The sequence below is a fragment of the Moritella sp. 36 genome, from assembly GCF_018219415.1.
Taxonomy (GTDB): Bacteria; Pseudomonadota; Gammaproteobacteria; order Enterobacterales; family Moritellaceae; genus Moritella.
The window spans coordinates 4,791,962-4,807,642 of the sequence record NZ_CP056120.1 but is presented as its reverse complement, the minus strand read 5'-3'; the positions used below and the strand labels follow the sequence as shown (position 1 = coordinate 4,807,642).

Below are 15,681 nucleotides of genomic sequence, written 5' to 3'. Positions count from 1 at the left end.
ACGTGAATTCTAAATGTTGTAAAGGAATAAACATGGAAGATAAACTTTCAATGTCTTGGCTTAGAATTAGAGATGAAGCTAAATTATTGGTTGAGCAGGAACCGATGCTTGCTAGCTTCTTCCATTCAACAATACTAAATCACGACAGCTTAAAATGCTCATTAAGTTTCCAATTAGCCAATAAACTCGATAGTGCGACAATGCCTGCCATTTTATTACGCGAAGTGATTGAAGAGGCATTAAAAGCAGATCCTACTATTTTACATGCGGTGGGTGCGGATTTATGTGCAGTACAAGAGCGAGACCCAGCGGTTGAATATTTCTCGACACCGTTATTATATTTGAAAGGTTTTCTTGCTCTACAGTCTTATCGAGTTGCCCATTGGTTGTGGAACCAAAAGCGTGAAGCATTAGCGATTTATTTACAAAACCAAATATCAGTGGTGTTTGCTGTTGATATTCATCCAGCGGCTAGAATTGGCAAAGGTATTATGCTTGATCATGCAACTGGTATTGTTATTGGTGAAACAGCAATTGTAGAAGACGACGTGTCAATTTTGCAAAGTGTTACGCTAGGTGGTACAGGTAAAGAAAGTGGTGATCGTCATCCGAAAATTAGAGCGGGTGTAATGATTGGCGCTGGTGCTAAAGTGTTAGGTAATATTGAAGTCGGCAGAGGAGCCAAAGTCGGTGCGGGTAGTGTCGTGCTCGATCATGTACCTGAACATACGACTGTTGCTGGGGTTCCTGCTAAAGTTGTAGGTAGACCTGATTCTGAGATGCCTTCACTAGCGATGAATCAAACAATTTGATGTATTAATGCCAGCGCTCACAAACAAAAAGTTAATTCTGCTTAAGTGCATCATAATTTGACTAATAAGACTTGTTGTAGATTGACTAGCGTTGTATTCTTCTAGCAAGGGATAAGCCCTCTCAGCACAATATTGAATTCTTAAATTATGGGTGAAAAAATGAATTTTGACGTATTAGATAAATTAGAAAGTAAAGTACAAACGGCAGTTGATACCATTTCCCTATTACAAATGGAATTAGAAGAGCTAAAAGAAGAAAACAACCAATTATTAGCGAATAACTCTGAGCTTAAAAGTCAGCAAGATGTATGGCAAGATCGTTTACGTTCTTTGCTAGGCAGAATGGATGAAGTTCAAGAACTAGAAGAGTTAGAAGAAGAAGCATAATTTGATTCAGAGGTATGGTTATGGCTAACTTATACCTCTGTTTCTATATGTTTTTGCGTGTTACTCAATATCTAGCGCATCTGCAGATAGAATAATACCAGTGCTGTCGGCATAAACATGATCGTCAGGTAAGAATGTGACACCGCCAAAATTAACCGCCACATCTAGTTCACCTGTTCGATTATCATCTGCACCAACAGGAATAGAAGCAAGGCTCTGAATTCCAATATTAATATCGTCTAGCTGATCGACTTCTCGAATACTACCGTAAACAATAATGCCTTCCCATTCATTCTCGAATGCCAGTTGGGCAATATCAGAATCAATTAATGCTCTTCTTAATGAACCTCCACCATCAATGAGTAGAACTCTACCTAATCCGGCTTGTTGAACTGTTTCAGCAATCAGCCCTAAACTTTCAAAGCATTTAATTGTGGTTATTTGACCACCGAATGATGACTTTCCACCGAAATTCATGAACATAGGTTCAACAACATCAATCATATCTGTATAAATGTCGCATAGTTCAGAAGTATTGTATTCCATGAGCAGCACCTTTTAATAAAGAAAGTTAGGTCATTAGCAATAAATCATAGCACTGTTAGCATATAAATTAAGCCTTTATTATCATTCGATAAATCAAAATTTGGCTTGCGACATAAAAATATAAGCAGTGTTCAGTAAATATCTCTCTAATCCCAAATAGTACGATGTGATGGTCTATTCTTATGATAATAGAGTAGATTGTCGATGAGGGGATCGTTATGGCGATTATTAATGCGTTAACTATCAATGTGGAAGATTATTTTCAAGCCCCCGCTTTTCAATACTGTATTAAGGAAAAAGATTGGAGTCTACTCTCACCTCGCATTGAATATGCAGTAGATAAAATTTTATTATTATTAAGTGATCATAATGTGACAGCCACATTTTTTGTTTACGGTTGGACGATTATTCACTTTCCTTCGATGTTAAAAAAAATAGCAGAACAGGGACATGAACTTGCATATCGACATTATAGCCTGCCCGATACGCAGCATTTCAATAAGCGTAAAATTATTGAAGATTTAAACCGTTATAAAGATCTGTTATCACAAGTCATTGGCCACCGTATCATTGGGTATCGGAGTGATACAAAATTATGCTGTGCGACCTCGGCGTGGTTAGAAGACGAATTAATCTTGGCTGGTTATGAATATAGCTGTGCTAGTCGGGTTCGTAGAGTGGATGTACAAGCGGAGCCTATTGAGTCTGTATTTAGGGATTTTCAGCATTTAAATGTATCAACCCATAAAGTCTTAACTAAGCGATATGAAATTATTAATACCAATAGTATCCGTTTTAGAAAATATGAATCAAGTCGTAAGCTAGTCAGCCAGTTTATGGAAGAAACGAAAACACCTGTGCTAGGGTGTATTTCAACTTGGGTCATGGACAACCAACAACCGAACATTAGAGCAGATAACTTATTTAAAAAATGGTTACACGATTATCACCGTCGTGAGGCGCCCCTCCTTCTACACCAACTATTTTCTGATTATCGCTGGCAAACAATTAGTGATATATATCTGCGGAAAGTATTACAACTTAACAGTATAAAAAAGAGGAAAGGACGCTGTGTAAGTTAATGATAAGGATATTATGAGAATGAAAATTTTACACGTGATCGAAAGTGGTGGTTTTTATGGTGCTGAAAGAGTTTTAATTGAATTAATGCTCGGTTTGAAGGTACTTGGGCATGAAGCCGCTTTGCTTAGCTTTGGTTATAAAGGACAGGCAGAAAAAGAGTTTGAAACAATTTGTCGCCAATACGGCATAACGGTCAATTTAATTAGGGTAAATAAACTCGAATATTTTTGTATCAGTCATTATATAAAAAAATTTGCCGAGAAAAATAGGTTTGATATTGTCCACTCTCACGGTTATAAATTCAATATACTGTTTGGTTTGATGTTGAAACGAAACCGCTTTAAATGTTTTTGTTCAACCGTACATGGTTATGTATCCGCACCTAGATTTAGTAAAATGGCATTTTATCAATATTTGGATAAGTACTCATTAAAGCAATTAAATCGGGTTTTTCTTGTTAGTCAGCACATGACTAATCTACCAAGTGTTCAAGGGTTAGAAGCAAACCAATATACGGTTATTGAGAATGGTATCGGTGGTTACATGCCGATGTGTGAGATTGAAGAGCGTTTAAGTACTTTTTTACATAATAAAACAACACGATTAATGGCTGTAGGTCGTCTTGCTGTTGAAAAAAGTTTCGATACACTTATCGACGCATTACCCAAGTTGATAAAAAATGATCCGAATACTGTACTTGTTATATTTGGTGCCGGTAGGGAGGAGTATCGATTACGAGAAAAAATCAGGACGTTGGATTTAGATGAACATGTCCTACTATTTGGCTTTGTAGAATCACTACCAAGTTATTTTAGCCATTTTGATGTTTTCGTTATGCCCTCTATTACAGAAGGTACACCAATCGCTTTACTAGAAGCTATGCAGGCTAGAGTTCCTTGCGTTGTTACTAATGTTGGCGGTATGCCACATATGCTGGCACATGGTCGTGGGGGGTGGATAGTTCCACCTAAAGATCCCGATGCCTTACAGTCTGCAATAACCAAAAGTTTGATTCATAGTCAAAGCCAAATTAAAACTACCTTTGCTTATGACCGTGTTATGCATGAATTTAACTACCTTCATATGAGTCGACAATATCTAAACGCTTATCACAATTTGCTGATTCGCTCTTCTTAATGCAATTGACCTTACCTCAACTGGAATGCTTATCATTATTTTCTTTTTTTTAGGATCTTCTGATGACATTTATTGCTAAAATTTTAAAACCTGTCTTACTCACTAGTAGTTTAATTGGTAGTGCTGCATTGGCTGAAGAGATGACTGTATATAAATCGCAGTATTGTGGTTGCTGTACAGAGTGGGCTGAGCAAATGGAAGATGCGGGATTTTCATTAACGGTTATTAACAATGAATATATGAGTGATGTAAAGAATCAATATGGCGTACCTCATAACCTGCGATCTTGTCATACAGCAATAGTTAATGATTATACTATCGAAGGCCATGTTCCTGCCGCTGATATCAAGAAGCTATTAGCTCAGAATAAAAGAGTCACTGGCATTGCAACTCCCGGCATGCCACAGAGTGCACCAGGTATGGATGTTCCCGGCGCGAGTGATGCATATCAAGTCGTAGCCTTTAATAAAGCGGGTATGCAGTATGTCTATAATGAATACAATCAGAAATAGATTACTTCTTATACGTTAAGGTGTGTTTAACAGCTTGGTAACGCGGATTCTTGGTTTTTAGTGACTAATTAATGAAATCACTTGCTTGAAGTCATTAGTTCTCTATAATGCGACCTCACTGACACGGCAACAGCCGCTAAGTAAAGGTGTTTATCAGTATCGAAAGTTACTTTTTAAACTTCCTGGAATAAAGTGCAAATATGTACTTGACTTCGAAATTGGTTTGCGTAGAATACGCAGCCTGACTACGACGGATGACGTCAAGGTCAATGCTCTTTAACAATTTATTCAAGCAATCTGTGTGAGCACTTGCAGAGATATAATGACCAAAAATTATATCAATGTAATTGTGAACATTAAATTAAATCGAAAGATTTGGTTTTATAAACAACAAACCTCGGTTTGTTGTTGAAGTACAGAATTCATTGAGCCGACTTAATCAACATCGTTGATTAGTCAAAAACTTTTAATTGAAGAGTTTGATCATGGCTCAGATTGAACGCTGGCGGTAGGCTTAACACATGCAAGTCGAGCGGAAACGAAGAATAGCTTGCTATTCTGGCGTCGAGCGGCGGACGGGTGAGTAATGCTTGGGAATCTGCCTAGTCGAGGGGGACAACAGTTGGAAACGACTGCTAATACCGCATACGACCTACGGGTGAAAGGGGGCCTCTTCTTGAAAGCTCTCGCGACTAGATGAGCCCAAGTGGGATTAGCTTGTTGGTGAGGTAAGAGCTCACCAAGGCGACGATCCCTAGCTGGTCTGAGAGGATGATCAGCCACACTGGAACTGAGACACGGTCCAGACTCCTACGGGAGGCAGCAGTGGGGAATATTGCACAATGGGGGAAACCCTGATGCAGCCATACCGCGTGTATGAAGAAGGCCTTAGGGTTGTAAAGTACTTTCAGCGAGGAGGAAAGGCAGTAGATTAATACTCTACTGCTGTGACGTTACTCGCAGAAGAAGCACCGGCTAACTCCGTGCCAGCAGCCGCGGTAATACGGAGGGTGCAAGCGTTAATCGGAATTACTGGGCGTAAAGCGCATGCAGGCGGTTTGTTAAGCGAGATGTGAAAGCCCCGGGCTCAACCTGGGAACTGCATTTCGAACTGGCAAACTAGAGTTCTTGAGAGGGTGGTAGAATTTCAGGTGTAGCGGTGAAATGCGTAGAGATCTGAAGGAATACCAGTGGCGAAGGCGGCCACCTGGCAAGTAACTGACGCTCAGATGCGAAAGCGTGGGTAGCAAACGGGATTAGATACCCCGGTAGTCCACGCCGTAAACGATGTCTACTCGGAGTTTGGTTCCTTGAGAACTGGGCTCTTAAGCTAACGCATTAAGTAGACCGCCTGGGGAGTACGGCCGCAAGGTTAAAACTCAAATGAATTGACGGGGGCCCGCACAAGCGGTGGAGCATGTGGTTTAATTCGATGCAACGCGAAGAACCTTACCTACTCTTGACATCCATAGAACTTTTCAGAGATGAATTGGTGCCTTCGGGAACTATGAGACAGGTGCTGCATGGCTGTCGTCAGCTCGTGTTGTGAAATGTTGGGTTAAGTCCCGCAACGAGCGCAACCCTTATCCTTATTTGCCAGCACGTAATGGTGGGAACTCTAAGGAGACTGCCGGTGATAAACCGGAGGAAGGTGGGGACGACGTCAAGTCATCATGGCCCTTACGAGTAGGGCTACACACGTGCTACAATGGCGCATACAAAGGGCTGCAAACCAGCAATGGTAAGCGAATCCCATAAAGTGCGTCGTAGTCCGGATTGGGGTCTGCAACTCGACCCCATGAAGTCGGAATCGCTAGTAATCGTGAATCAGAATGTCACGGTGAATACGTTCCCGGGCCTTGTACACACCGCCCGTCACACCATGGGAGTGGGCTGCACCAGAAGTCATTAGCTTAACCTTCGGGAGGGCGATGACCACGGTGTGGTTCATGACTGGGGTGAAGTCGTAACAAGGTAGCCCTAGGGGAACCTGGGGCTGGATCACCTCCTTACGTAAAGTTGTTAATTTTTGTAAGTGCCCACACAAATTGCTTGAATAGAAAGTTGAAAAGCATGTAAGAAATGTCAGTAGGACTGTAGCTCAGTTGGTTAGAGCGCGCCCCTGATAAGGGTGAGGTCGGTAGTTCAAATCTACTCAGTCCTACCAATTTACTAGCCACAATGATGTGGGGCTATAGCTCAGCTGGGAGAGCGCCTGCCTTGCACGCAGGAGGTCTGCGGTTCGATCCCGCATAGCTCCACCACATCATGTTCTCAGGAAGAGACCAAAGTTAAATCTGCTTATGTATAGCAAGCGACTTAACTTTGGTTTTTTTAACTCTGAAATTCAGGGTTAGAGACGAAAACTTTGCTTTTTAGCAAATGCTCTTTAAAAATTTGGAAAGCTGAATAAATAAAGAAGTTCTTAAAACACGTTATTACTTCGGTAATAACAATATAGTGTTCTTGAGTATTCTTGAGGCGAAAAAAAACTAGATAATACCTAGTTATTTCAATTGTACGGTCGACTTTAGATTGTATGGTTAAGTGACTAAGCGTATACGGTGGATGCCTAGGCAGTCAGAGGCGATGAAGGACGTGTTAATCTGCGTTAAGCTGTGGGGAGTTGATAAAAAGCGTTAATCCACAGATTTCCGAATGGGGGAACCCACTCTACTTTGTAGAGTATCGTAACGTGAATACATAGCGTTGCGAAGCGAACCGGGAGAACTGAAACATCTAAGTACCCCGAGGAAAAGAAATCAATAGAGATACCCTTAGTAGCGGCGAGCGAACGGGGTCTAGCCCTTAAGCAGTTTGGAAGTTAGTGGAAGATTCTGGAAAGTTTCACGATACAGGGTGATAGTCCCGTACATGAAAACGACCTTACTGTGAAATCGAGTAGGACGGCACACGTGATATGCTGTTTGAATATGGGAGGACCATCTTCCAAGGCTAAATACTACTGACTGACCGATAGTGAACCAGTACCGTGAGGGAAAGGCGAAAAGAACCCCTGTGAGGGGAGTGAAATAGAACCTGAAACCGTATACGTACAAGCAGTGGGAGCAGACTTGTTCTGTGACTGCGTACCTTTTGTATAATGGGTCAACGACTTAATTTCAGTAGCAAGGTTAAGCGAATAGCGGAGCCGTAGGGAAACCGAGTGTTAACTGCGCGAATAGTTGCTGGGATTAGACCCGAAACCCGGTGATCTAGCCATGGGCAGGTTGAAGGTTGAGTAACATCAACTGGAGGACCGAACCGACTAATGTTGAAAAATTAGCGGATGACTTGTGGCTGGGGGTGAAAGGCCAATCAAACCGGGAGATAGCTGGTTCTCCTCGAAAGCTATTTAGGTAGCGCCTCGCGTCTAACTATTGGGGGTAGAGCACTGTTAAGGCTAGGGGGTCATCCCGACTTACCAACCCTTTGCAAACTCCGAATACCAATAAGTTCAATCGCGGGAGACACACGGCGGGTGCTAACGTCCGTCGTGGAAAGGGAAACAACCCAGACCGTCAGCTAAGGTCCCAAAGTGTATGTTAAGTGGGAAACGATGTGGAAAGGCTCAGACAGCCAGGAAGTTGGCTTAGAAGCAGCCATCTTTTAAAGAAAGCGTAATAGCTCACTGGTCGAGTCGGTCTGCGCGGAAGATTTAACGGGGCTAAACATACCACCGAAGCTACGGATGCAAGACTTGTTCTTGCATGGTAGAGGAGCGTTCTGTAAGCCGTCGAAGGTGAGTTGAGAAGCTTGCTGGAGGTATCAGAAGTGCGAATGTTGACATGAGTAACGATAATGGGGGTGAAAAACCTCCACGCCGAAAGACCAAGGGTTCCTGTCCAACGTTAATCGGGGCAGGGTGAGTCGACCCCTAAGGCGAGGCCGAAAGGCGTAGTCGATGGGAAACAGGTTAATATTCCTGTACTCACTTATATTGCGATGGGGTGACGGAGAAGGTTAGGCTAGCATGGCGATGGTTGTCCATGTTTAAGGTTGTAGGCTGTGTGCTTAGGTAAATCCGGGCGCACATTAAGGCTGAGAGCTGATGACGAGTCTCTACGGAGATGAAGTAGTTGATACCCGGCTTCCAGGAAAAACCTCTAAGCTTCAGATATAAGAGAATCGTACCCCAAACCGACACAGGTGGTTAGGTAGAGAATACTAAGGCGCTTGAGAGAACTCGGGTGAAGGAACTAGGCAAAATGGTACCGTAACTTCGGGAGAAGGTACGCCGATGATGGTGAAGGACTTGCTCCGTAAGCTATTGTCGGTCGCAGAGAAATGGTGGCTGCAACTGTTTATTAAAAACACAGCACTGTGCAAAATCGAAAGATGACGTATACGGTGTGACGCCTGCCCGGTGCCGGAAGGTTAATTGATTGGGTTAGACTTAGGTCGAAGCTCATGATCGAAGCCCCGGTAAACGGCGGCCGTAACTATAACGGTCCTAAGGTAGCGAAATTCCTTGTCGGGTAAGTTCCGACCTGCACGAATGGCGTAATGATGGCCACGCTGTCTCCACCCGAGACTCAGTGAAATTGAAATCGCTGTTAAGATGCAGTGTACCCGCGGCTAGACGGAAAGACCCCGTGAACCTTTACTATAGCTTGGCACTGAACATTGAACCTACATGTGTAGGATAGGTGGGAGACGTTGAAGCATTGTCGCTAGATGATGTGGAGTCAACCTTGAAATACCACCCTTGTACGTTTGATGTTCTAACGTAGGTCCCTTATCGGGATTGCGGACAGTGTCTGGTGGGTAGTTTGACTGGGGCGGTCTCCTCCCAAAGAGTAACGGAGGAGCACGAAGGTTGGCTAAACATGGTTGGACATCATGTGGTTAGTGCAAAGGCATAAGCCAGCTTAACTGCGAGACAGACACGTCGAGCAGGTACGAAAGTAGGTCTTAGTGATCCGGTGGTTCTGAATGGAAGGGCCATCGCTCAACGGATAAAAGGTACTCCGGGGATAACAGGCTGATACCGCCCAAGAGTTCATATCGACGGCGGTGTTTGGCACCTCGATGTCGGCTCATCACATCCTGGGGCTGAAGTTGGTCCCAAGGGTATGGCTGTTCGCCATTTAAAGTGGTACGCGAGCTGGGTTTAGAACGTCGTGAGACAGTTCGGTCCCTATCTGCCGTGGGCGTTTGAGAATTGAGAGGAGCTGCTCCTAGTACGAGAGGACCGGAGTGGACGAACCACTGGTGTTCGGGTTGTTATGCCAATAGCATTGCCCGGTAGCTAAGTTCGGAACTGATAACCGCTGAAAGCATCTAAGCGGGAAGCAGGCCTCGAGATGAGTTCTCACTGGGACTTTAAGTCCCCTGAAGGGCCGTTGGAGACTACAACGTTGATAGGCAAGGTGTGTAAGTGCTGTGAGGCATTGAGCTAACTTGTACTAATTACCCGTGAGGCTTAACCATACAAATTAAAGTATGATTAATTGAAATATCGACTTAAGAATAGACAGAACACTTTATGTTTTAAAGACTTCTTTATTTATAGCTTTTCAGATTTTAAAGATACAACTTGAAAGCAAACCAAATTTGCTTGGTGACCATAGTGTTGCGGTACCACCTGATCCCATTCCGAACTCAGTAGTGAAACGTAATAACGCCGATGGTAGTGTGGGGCTTCCCCATGTGAGAGTAGGGCATCGCCAAGCGCCAAATTAAATTGTTGTAACGATAGTTACAGCAATTTTCAGATAACACTCCTTGAGTGATATTTGAAAATTGCCGTGTTTAACACGCCAATGCTCTTTAACAATTTATTCAAGCAATCTGTGTGAGCACTTGCAGAGATATAATGACCAAAAATTATATCAATGTAATTGTGAACATTAAATTAAATCGAAAGATTTGGTTTTATAAACAACAAACCTCGGTTTGTTGTTGAAGTACAGAATTCATTGAGCCGACTTAATCAACAACGTTGATTAGTCAAAAAACTTTTAATTGAAGAGTTTGATCATGGCTCAGATTGAACGCTGGCGGTAGGCTTAACACATGCAAGTCGAGCGGAAACGAAGAATAGCTTGCTATTCTGGCGTCGAGCGGCGGACGGGTGAGTAATGCTTGGGAATCTGCCTAGTCGAGGGGGACAACAGTTGGAAACGACTGCTAATACCGCATACGACCTACGGGTGAAAGGGGGCCTCTTCTTGAAAGCTCTCGCGACTAGATGAGCCCAAGTGGGATTAGCTTGTTGGTGAGGTAAGAGCTCACCAAGGCGACGATCCCTAGCTGGTCTGAGAGGATGATCAGCCACACTGGAACTGAGACACGGTCCAGACTCCTACGGGAGGCAGCAGTGGGGAATATTGCACAATGGGGGAAACCCTGATGCAGCCATACCGCGTGTATGAAGAAGGCCTTAGGGTTGTAAAGTACTTTCAGCGAGGAGGAAAGGCAGTAGATTAATACTCTACTGCTGTGACGTTACTCGCAGAAGAAGCACCGGCTAACTCCGTGCCAGCAGCCGCGGTAATACGGAGGGTGCAAGCGTTAATCGGAATTACTGGGCGTAAAGCGCATGCAGGCGGTTTGTTAAGCGAGATGTGAAAGCCCCGGGCTCAACCTGGGAACTGCATTTCGAACTGGCAAACTAGAGTTCTTGAGAGGGTGGTAGAATTTCAGGTGTAGCGGTGAAATGCGTAGAGATCTGAAGGAATACCAGTGGCGAAGGCGGCCACCTGGCAAGTAACTGACGCTCAGATGCGAAAGCGTGGGTAGCAAACGGGATTAGATACCCCGGTAGTCCACGCCGTAAACGATGTCTACTCGGAGTTTGGTTCCTTGAGAACTGGGCTCTTAAGCTAACGCATTAAGTAGACCGCCTGGGGAGTACGGCCGCAAGGTTAAAACTCAAATGAATTGACGGGGGCCCGCACAAGCGGTGGAGCATGTGGTTTAATTCGATGCAACGCGAAGAACCTTACCTACTCTTGACATCCATAGAACTTTTCAGAGATGGATTGGTGCCTTCGGGAACTATGAGACAGGTGCTGCATGGCTGTCGTCAGCTCGTGTTGTGAAATGTTGGGTTAAGTCCCGCAACGAGCGCAACCCCTATCCTTATTTGCCAGCACGTAATGGTGGGAACTCTAAGGAGACTGCCGGTGATAAACCGGAGGAAGGTGGGGACGACGTCAAGTCATCATGGCCCTTACGAGTAGGGCTACACACGTGCTACAATGGCGCATACAAAGGGCTGCAAACCAGCAATGGTAAGCGAATCCCATAAAGTGCGTCGTAGTCCGGATTGGGGTCTGCAACTCGACCCCATGAAGTCGGAATCGCTAGTAATCGTGAATCAGAATGTCACGGTGAATACGTTCCCGGGCCTTGTACACACCGCCCGTCACACCATGGGAGTGGGCTGCACCAGAAGTCATTAGCTTAACCTTCGGGAGGGCGATGACCACGGTGTGGTTCATGACTGGGGTGAAGTCGTAACAAGGTAGCCCTAGGGGAACCTGGGGCTGGATCACCTCCTTACGTAAAGTTGTTAATTTTTGTAAGTGCCCACACAAATTGCTTGAATAGAAACGTTAAAGACAGTCTTATGAAAATAAGACAACGTTTGGGATGAAATCCAAACGTAGAAAGTAAATAGTGTCCCGTTCGTCTAGAGGCCTAGGACACCGCCCTTTCACGGCGGTAACACGAGTTCAAATCTCGTACGGGATACCATCTTTCTTCTGTAAGGAAGATGGAGTATTTTTTCTTTCTGATTAAAAATCAAAGCTAAGCAGCGAATGCTTATCTTTGCTTTTTAGCAAATTGCTCTTTAAAAATTTGGAAAGCTGAATAAATAAAGAAGTTCTTAAAACACGTTATTACTTCGGTAATAACAATATAGTGTTCTTGAGTATTCTTGAGGCGAAAAAAACTAGATAATACCTAGTTATTTCAATTGTACAGTCGACTTTAGATTGTATGGTTAAGTGACTAAGCGTATACGGTGGATGCCTAGGCAGTCAGAGGCGATGAAGGACGTGTTAATCTGCGTTAAGCTGTGGGGAGTTGATAAAAAGCGTTAATCCACAGATTTCCGAATGGGGGAACCCACTCTACTTTGTAGAGTATCGTAACGTGAATACATAGCGTTGCGAAGCGAACCGGGAGAACTGAAACATCTAAGTACCCCGAGGAAAAGAAATCAATAGAGATACCCTTAGTAGCGGCGAGCGAACGGGGTCTAGCCCTTAAGCAGTTTGGAAGTTAGTGGAAGATTCTGGAAAGTTTCACGATACAGGGTGATAGTCCCGTACATGAAAACGACCTTACTGTGAAATCGAGTAGGACGGCACACGTGATATGCTGTTTGAATATGGGAGGACCATCTTCCAAGGCTAAATACTACTGACTGACCGATAGTGAACCAGTACCGTGAGGGAAAGGCGAAAAGAACCCCTGTGAGGGGAGTGAAATAGAACCTGAAACCGTATACGTACAAGCAGTGGGAGCAGACTTGTTCTGTGACTGCGTACCTTTTGTATAATGGGTCAACGACTTAATTTCAGTAGCAAGGTTAAGCGAATAGCGGAGCCGTAGGGAAACCGAGTGTTAACTGCGCGAATAGTTGCTGGGATTAGACCCGAAACCCGGTGATCTAGCCATGGGCAGGTTGAAGGTTGAGTAACATCAACTGGAGGACCGAACCGACTAATGTTGAAAAATTAGCGGATGACTTGTGGCTGGGGGTGAAAGGCCAATCAAACCGGGAGATAGCTGGTTCTCCTCGAAAGCTATTTAGGTAGCGCCTCGCGTCTAACTATTGGGGGTAGAGCACTGTTAAGGCTAGGGGGTCATCCCGACTTACCAACCCTTTGCAAACTCCGAATACCAATAAGTTCAATCGCGGGAGACACACGGCGGGTGCTAACGTCCGTCGTGGAAAGGGAAACAACCCAGACCGTCAGCTAAGGTCCCAAAGTGTATGTTAAGTGGGAAACGATGTGGAAAGGCTCAGACAGCCAGGAAGTTGGCTTAGAAGCAGCCATCTTTTAAAGAAAGCGTAATAGCTCACTGGTCGAGTCGGTCTGCGCGGAAGATTTAACGGGGCTAAACATACCACCGAAGCTACGGATGCAAGACTTGTTCTTGCATGGTAGAGGAGCGTTCTGTAAGCCGTCGAAGGTGAGTTGAGAAGCTTGCTGGAGGTATCAGAAGTGCGAATGTTGACATGAGTAACGATAATGGGGGTGAAAAACCTCCACGCCGAAAGACCAAGGGTTCCTGTCCAACGTTAATCGGGGCAGGGTGAGTCGACCCCTAAGGCGAGGCCGAAAGGCGTAGTCGATGGGAAACAGGTTAATATTCCTGTACTCACTTATATTGCGATGGGGTGACGGAGAAGGTTAGGCTAGCATGGCGATGGTTGTCCATGTTTAAGGTTGTAGGCTGTGTGCTTAGGTAAATCCGGGCGCACATTAAGGCTGAGAGCTGATGACGAGTCTCTACGGAGATGAAGTAGTTGATACCCGGCTTCCAGGAAAAACCTCTAAGCTTCAGATATAAGAGAATCGTACCCCAAACCGACACAGGTGGTTAGGTAGAGAATACTAAGGCGCTTGAGAGAACTCGGGTGAAGGAACTAGGCAAAATGGTACCGTAACTTCGGGAGAAGGTACGCCGATGATGGTGAAGGACTTGCTCCGTAAGCTATTGTCGGTCGCAGAGAAATGGTGGCTGCAACTGTTTATTAAAAACACAGCACTGTGCAAAATCGAAAGATGACGTATACGGTGTGACGCCTGCCCGGTGCCGGAAGGTTAATTGATTGGGTTAGACTTAGGTCGAAGCTCATGATCGAAGCCCCGGTAAACGGCGGCCGTAACTATAACGGTCCTAAGGTAGCGAAATTCCTTGTCGGGTAAGTTCCGACCTGCACGAATGGCGTAATGATGGCCACGCTGTCTCCACCCGAGACTCAGTGAAATTGAAATCGCTGTTAAGATGCAGTGTACCCGCGGCTAGACGGAAAGACCCCGTGAACCTTTACTATAGCTTGGCACTGAACATTGAACCTACATGTGTAGGATAGGTGGGAGACGTTGAAGCATTGTCGCTAGATGATGTGGAGTCAACCTTGAAATACCACCCTTGTACGTTTGATGTTCTAACGTAGGTCCCTTATCGGGATTGCGGACAGTGTCTGGTGGGTAGTTTGACTGGGGCGGTCTCCTCCCAAAGAGTAACGGAGGAGCACGAAGGTTGGCTAAACATGGTTGGACATCATGTGGTTAGTGCAAAGGCATAAGCCAGCTTAACTGCGAGACAGACACGTCGAGCAGGTACGAAAGTAGGTCTTAGTGATCCGGTGGTTCTGAATGGAAGGGCCATCGCTCAACGGATAAAAGGTACTCCGGGGATAACAGGCTGATACCGCCCAAGAGTTCATATCGACGGCGGTGTTTGGCACCTCGATGTCGGCTCATCACATCCTGGGGCTGAAGTTGGTCCCAAGGGTATGGCTGTTCGCCATTTAAAGTGGTACGCGAGCTGGGTTTAGAACGTCGTGAGACAGTTCGGTCCCTATCTGCCGTGGGCGTTTGAGAATTGAGAGGAGCTGCTCCTAGTACGAGAGGACCGGAGTGGACGAACCACTGGTGTTCGGGTTGTTATGCCAATAGCATTGCCCGGTAGCTAAGTTCGGAACTGATAACCGCTGAAAGCATCTAAGCGGGAAGCAGGCCTCGAGATGAGTTCTCACTGGGACTTTAAGTCCCCTGAAGGGCCGTTGGAGACTACAACGTTGATAGGCAAGGTGTGTAAGTGCTGTGAGGCATTGAGCTAACTTGTACTAATTACCCGTGAGGCTTAACCATACAAATTAAAGTATGATTAATTGAAATATCGACTTAAGAATAGATTGAACACTACTATTTATCGAAAGATAGGTTTTAAAGACTTCTTTATTTATAGCTTTTCAGATTTTAAAGATACAACTTGAAAGCAAACCAAATTTGCTTGGTGACCATAGTGTTGCGGTACCACCTGATCCCATTCCGAACTCAGTAGTGAAACGTAATAACGCCGATGGTAGTGTGGGGCTTCCCCATGTGAGAGTAGGGCATCGCCAAGCGCCAAATTAGAGAGAGCCGATATCAGCAATGATATCGGCTTTTTTGTGTCTGTAATTTAAAGATAAGGATATTGCTTATGTTAAATTACAAACTTTACGCCGG

Annotated in this window: 6 protein-coding genes, 3 tRNA genes and 6 rRNA genes; 14 read left to right on the top strand and 1 reads right to left on the bottom strand. The window is 44.8% G+C overall.

The window, feature by feature from the left end; genetic code table 11:
* The first annotated feature begins 32 nt into the window (after positions 1 to 32).
* Together cysE and zapB are read left to right on the top strand one after the other, a co-directional pair.
* Entirely contained in the window at positions 33 to 812 is a 780-nt protein-coding gene (gene cysE, locus HWV03_RS21355) for a serine O-acetyltransferase (protein ID WP_211677822.1), read from the top strand.
* 159 nt (positions 813 to 971) lie between these two features.
* The gene (gene zapB / locus HWV03_RS21350; protein WP_211673375.1) at positions 972 to 1,199 is read left to right on the top strand and encodes a cell division protein ZapB; all 228 of its coding nucleotides are present in this window, start codon (positions 972 to 974) and stop codon (positions 1,197 to 1,199) included.
* A 60-nt stretch (positions 1,200 to 1,259) separates the two neighbouring features.
* Here zapB and rraA read toward each other — a convergent pair whose 3' ends face one another.
* Positions 1,260 to 1,745: a ribonuclease E activity regulator RraA gene (rraA, locus tag HWV03_RS21345; RefSeq protein WP_045108663.1), complete on the bottom strand. Its 486-nt coding sequence runs from the start codon at positions 1,743 to 1,745 to the stop codon at positions 1,260 to 1,262.
* Positions 1,746 to 1,963: 218 nt separating this feature from the next.
* On the opposite strand from rraA, the gene HWV03_RS21340 reads away from it, so the two are divergent.
* The 12 genes from HWV03_RS21340 to rrf (HWV03_RS21285) all read left to right on the top strand — a co-directional run bounded on the left by HWV03_RS21340 (position 1,964) and on the right by rrf (HWV03_RS21285) (position 15,578).
* Positions 1,964 to 2,827 carry a polysaccharide deacetylase family protein gene (locus HWV03_RS21340; RefSeq protein WP_211677821.1) on the top strand — a complete coding sequence of 288 codons (864 nt, stop codon included), beginning with the start codon at positions 1,964 to 1,966 and terminating at the stop codon, positions 2,825 to 2,827.
* 19 nt (positions 2,828 to 2,846) lie between these two features.
* Entirely contained in the window at positions 2,847 to 3,965 is a 1,119-nt protein-coding gene (locus HWV03_RS21335) for a glycosyltransferase (RefSeq protein ID WP_211677820.1), read from the top strand.
* A 62-nt stretch (positions 3,966 to 4,027) separates the two neighbouring features.
* Positions 4,028 to 4,477 carry a DUF411 domain-containing protein gene (locus tag HWV03_RS21330; RefSeq protein WP_211677819.1) on the top strand — a complete coding sequence of 150 codons (450 nt, stop codon included), beginning with the start codon at positions 4,028 to 4,030 and terminating at the stop codon, positions 4,475 to 4,477.
* Positions 4,478 to 4,944: 467 nt separating this feature from the next.
* Positions 4,945 to 6,489: ribosomal RNA gene (locus HWV03_RS21325) — 16S ribosomal RNA — on the top strand.
* A gap of 78 nt (positions 6,490 to 6,567) precedes the next feature.
* Positions 6,568 to 6,644 (top strand) — tRNA-Ile (locus HWV03_RS21320).
* Positions 6,645 to 6,665: 21 nt separating this feature from the next.
* Positions 6,666 to 6,741 (top strand) — tRNA-Ala (locus HWV03_RS21315).
* 277 nt (positions 6,742 to 7,018) lie between these two features.
* Positions 7,019 to 9,910: ribosomal RNA gene (locus HWV03_RS21310) — 23S ribosomal RNA — on the top strand.
* Positions 9,911 to 10,036: 126 nt separating this feature from the next.
* Positions 10,037 to 10,152: ribosomal RNA gene (gene rrf, locus HWV03_RS21305) — 5S ribosomal RNA — on the top strand.
* 289 nt (positions 10,153 to 10,441) lie between these two features.
* Positions 10,442 to 11,986, top strand: a 16S ribosomal RNA gene (locus tag HWV03_RS21300).
* 119 nt (positions 11,987 to 12,105) lie between these two features.
* Positions 12,106 to 12,181 (top strand) — tRNA-Glu (locus HWV03_RS21295).
* 248 nt (positions 12,182 to 12,429) lie between these two features.
* A 23S ribosomal RNA gene (locus tag HWV03_RS21290) occupies positions 12,430 to 15,321 on the top strand.
* 141 nt (positions 15,322 to 15,462) lie between these two features.
* Positions 15,463 to 15,578, top strand: a 5S ribosomal RNA gene (gene rrf / locus HWV03_RS21285).
* The 16S, 23S and 5S rRNA genes sit together here with 3 tRNA genes alongside, the layout of an rRNA operon.
* Positions 15,579 to 15,681 lie beyond the last annotated feature (103 nt).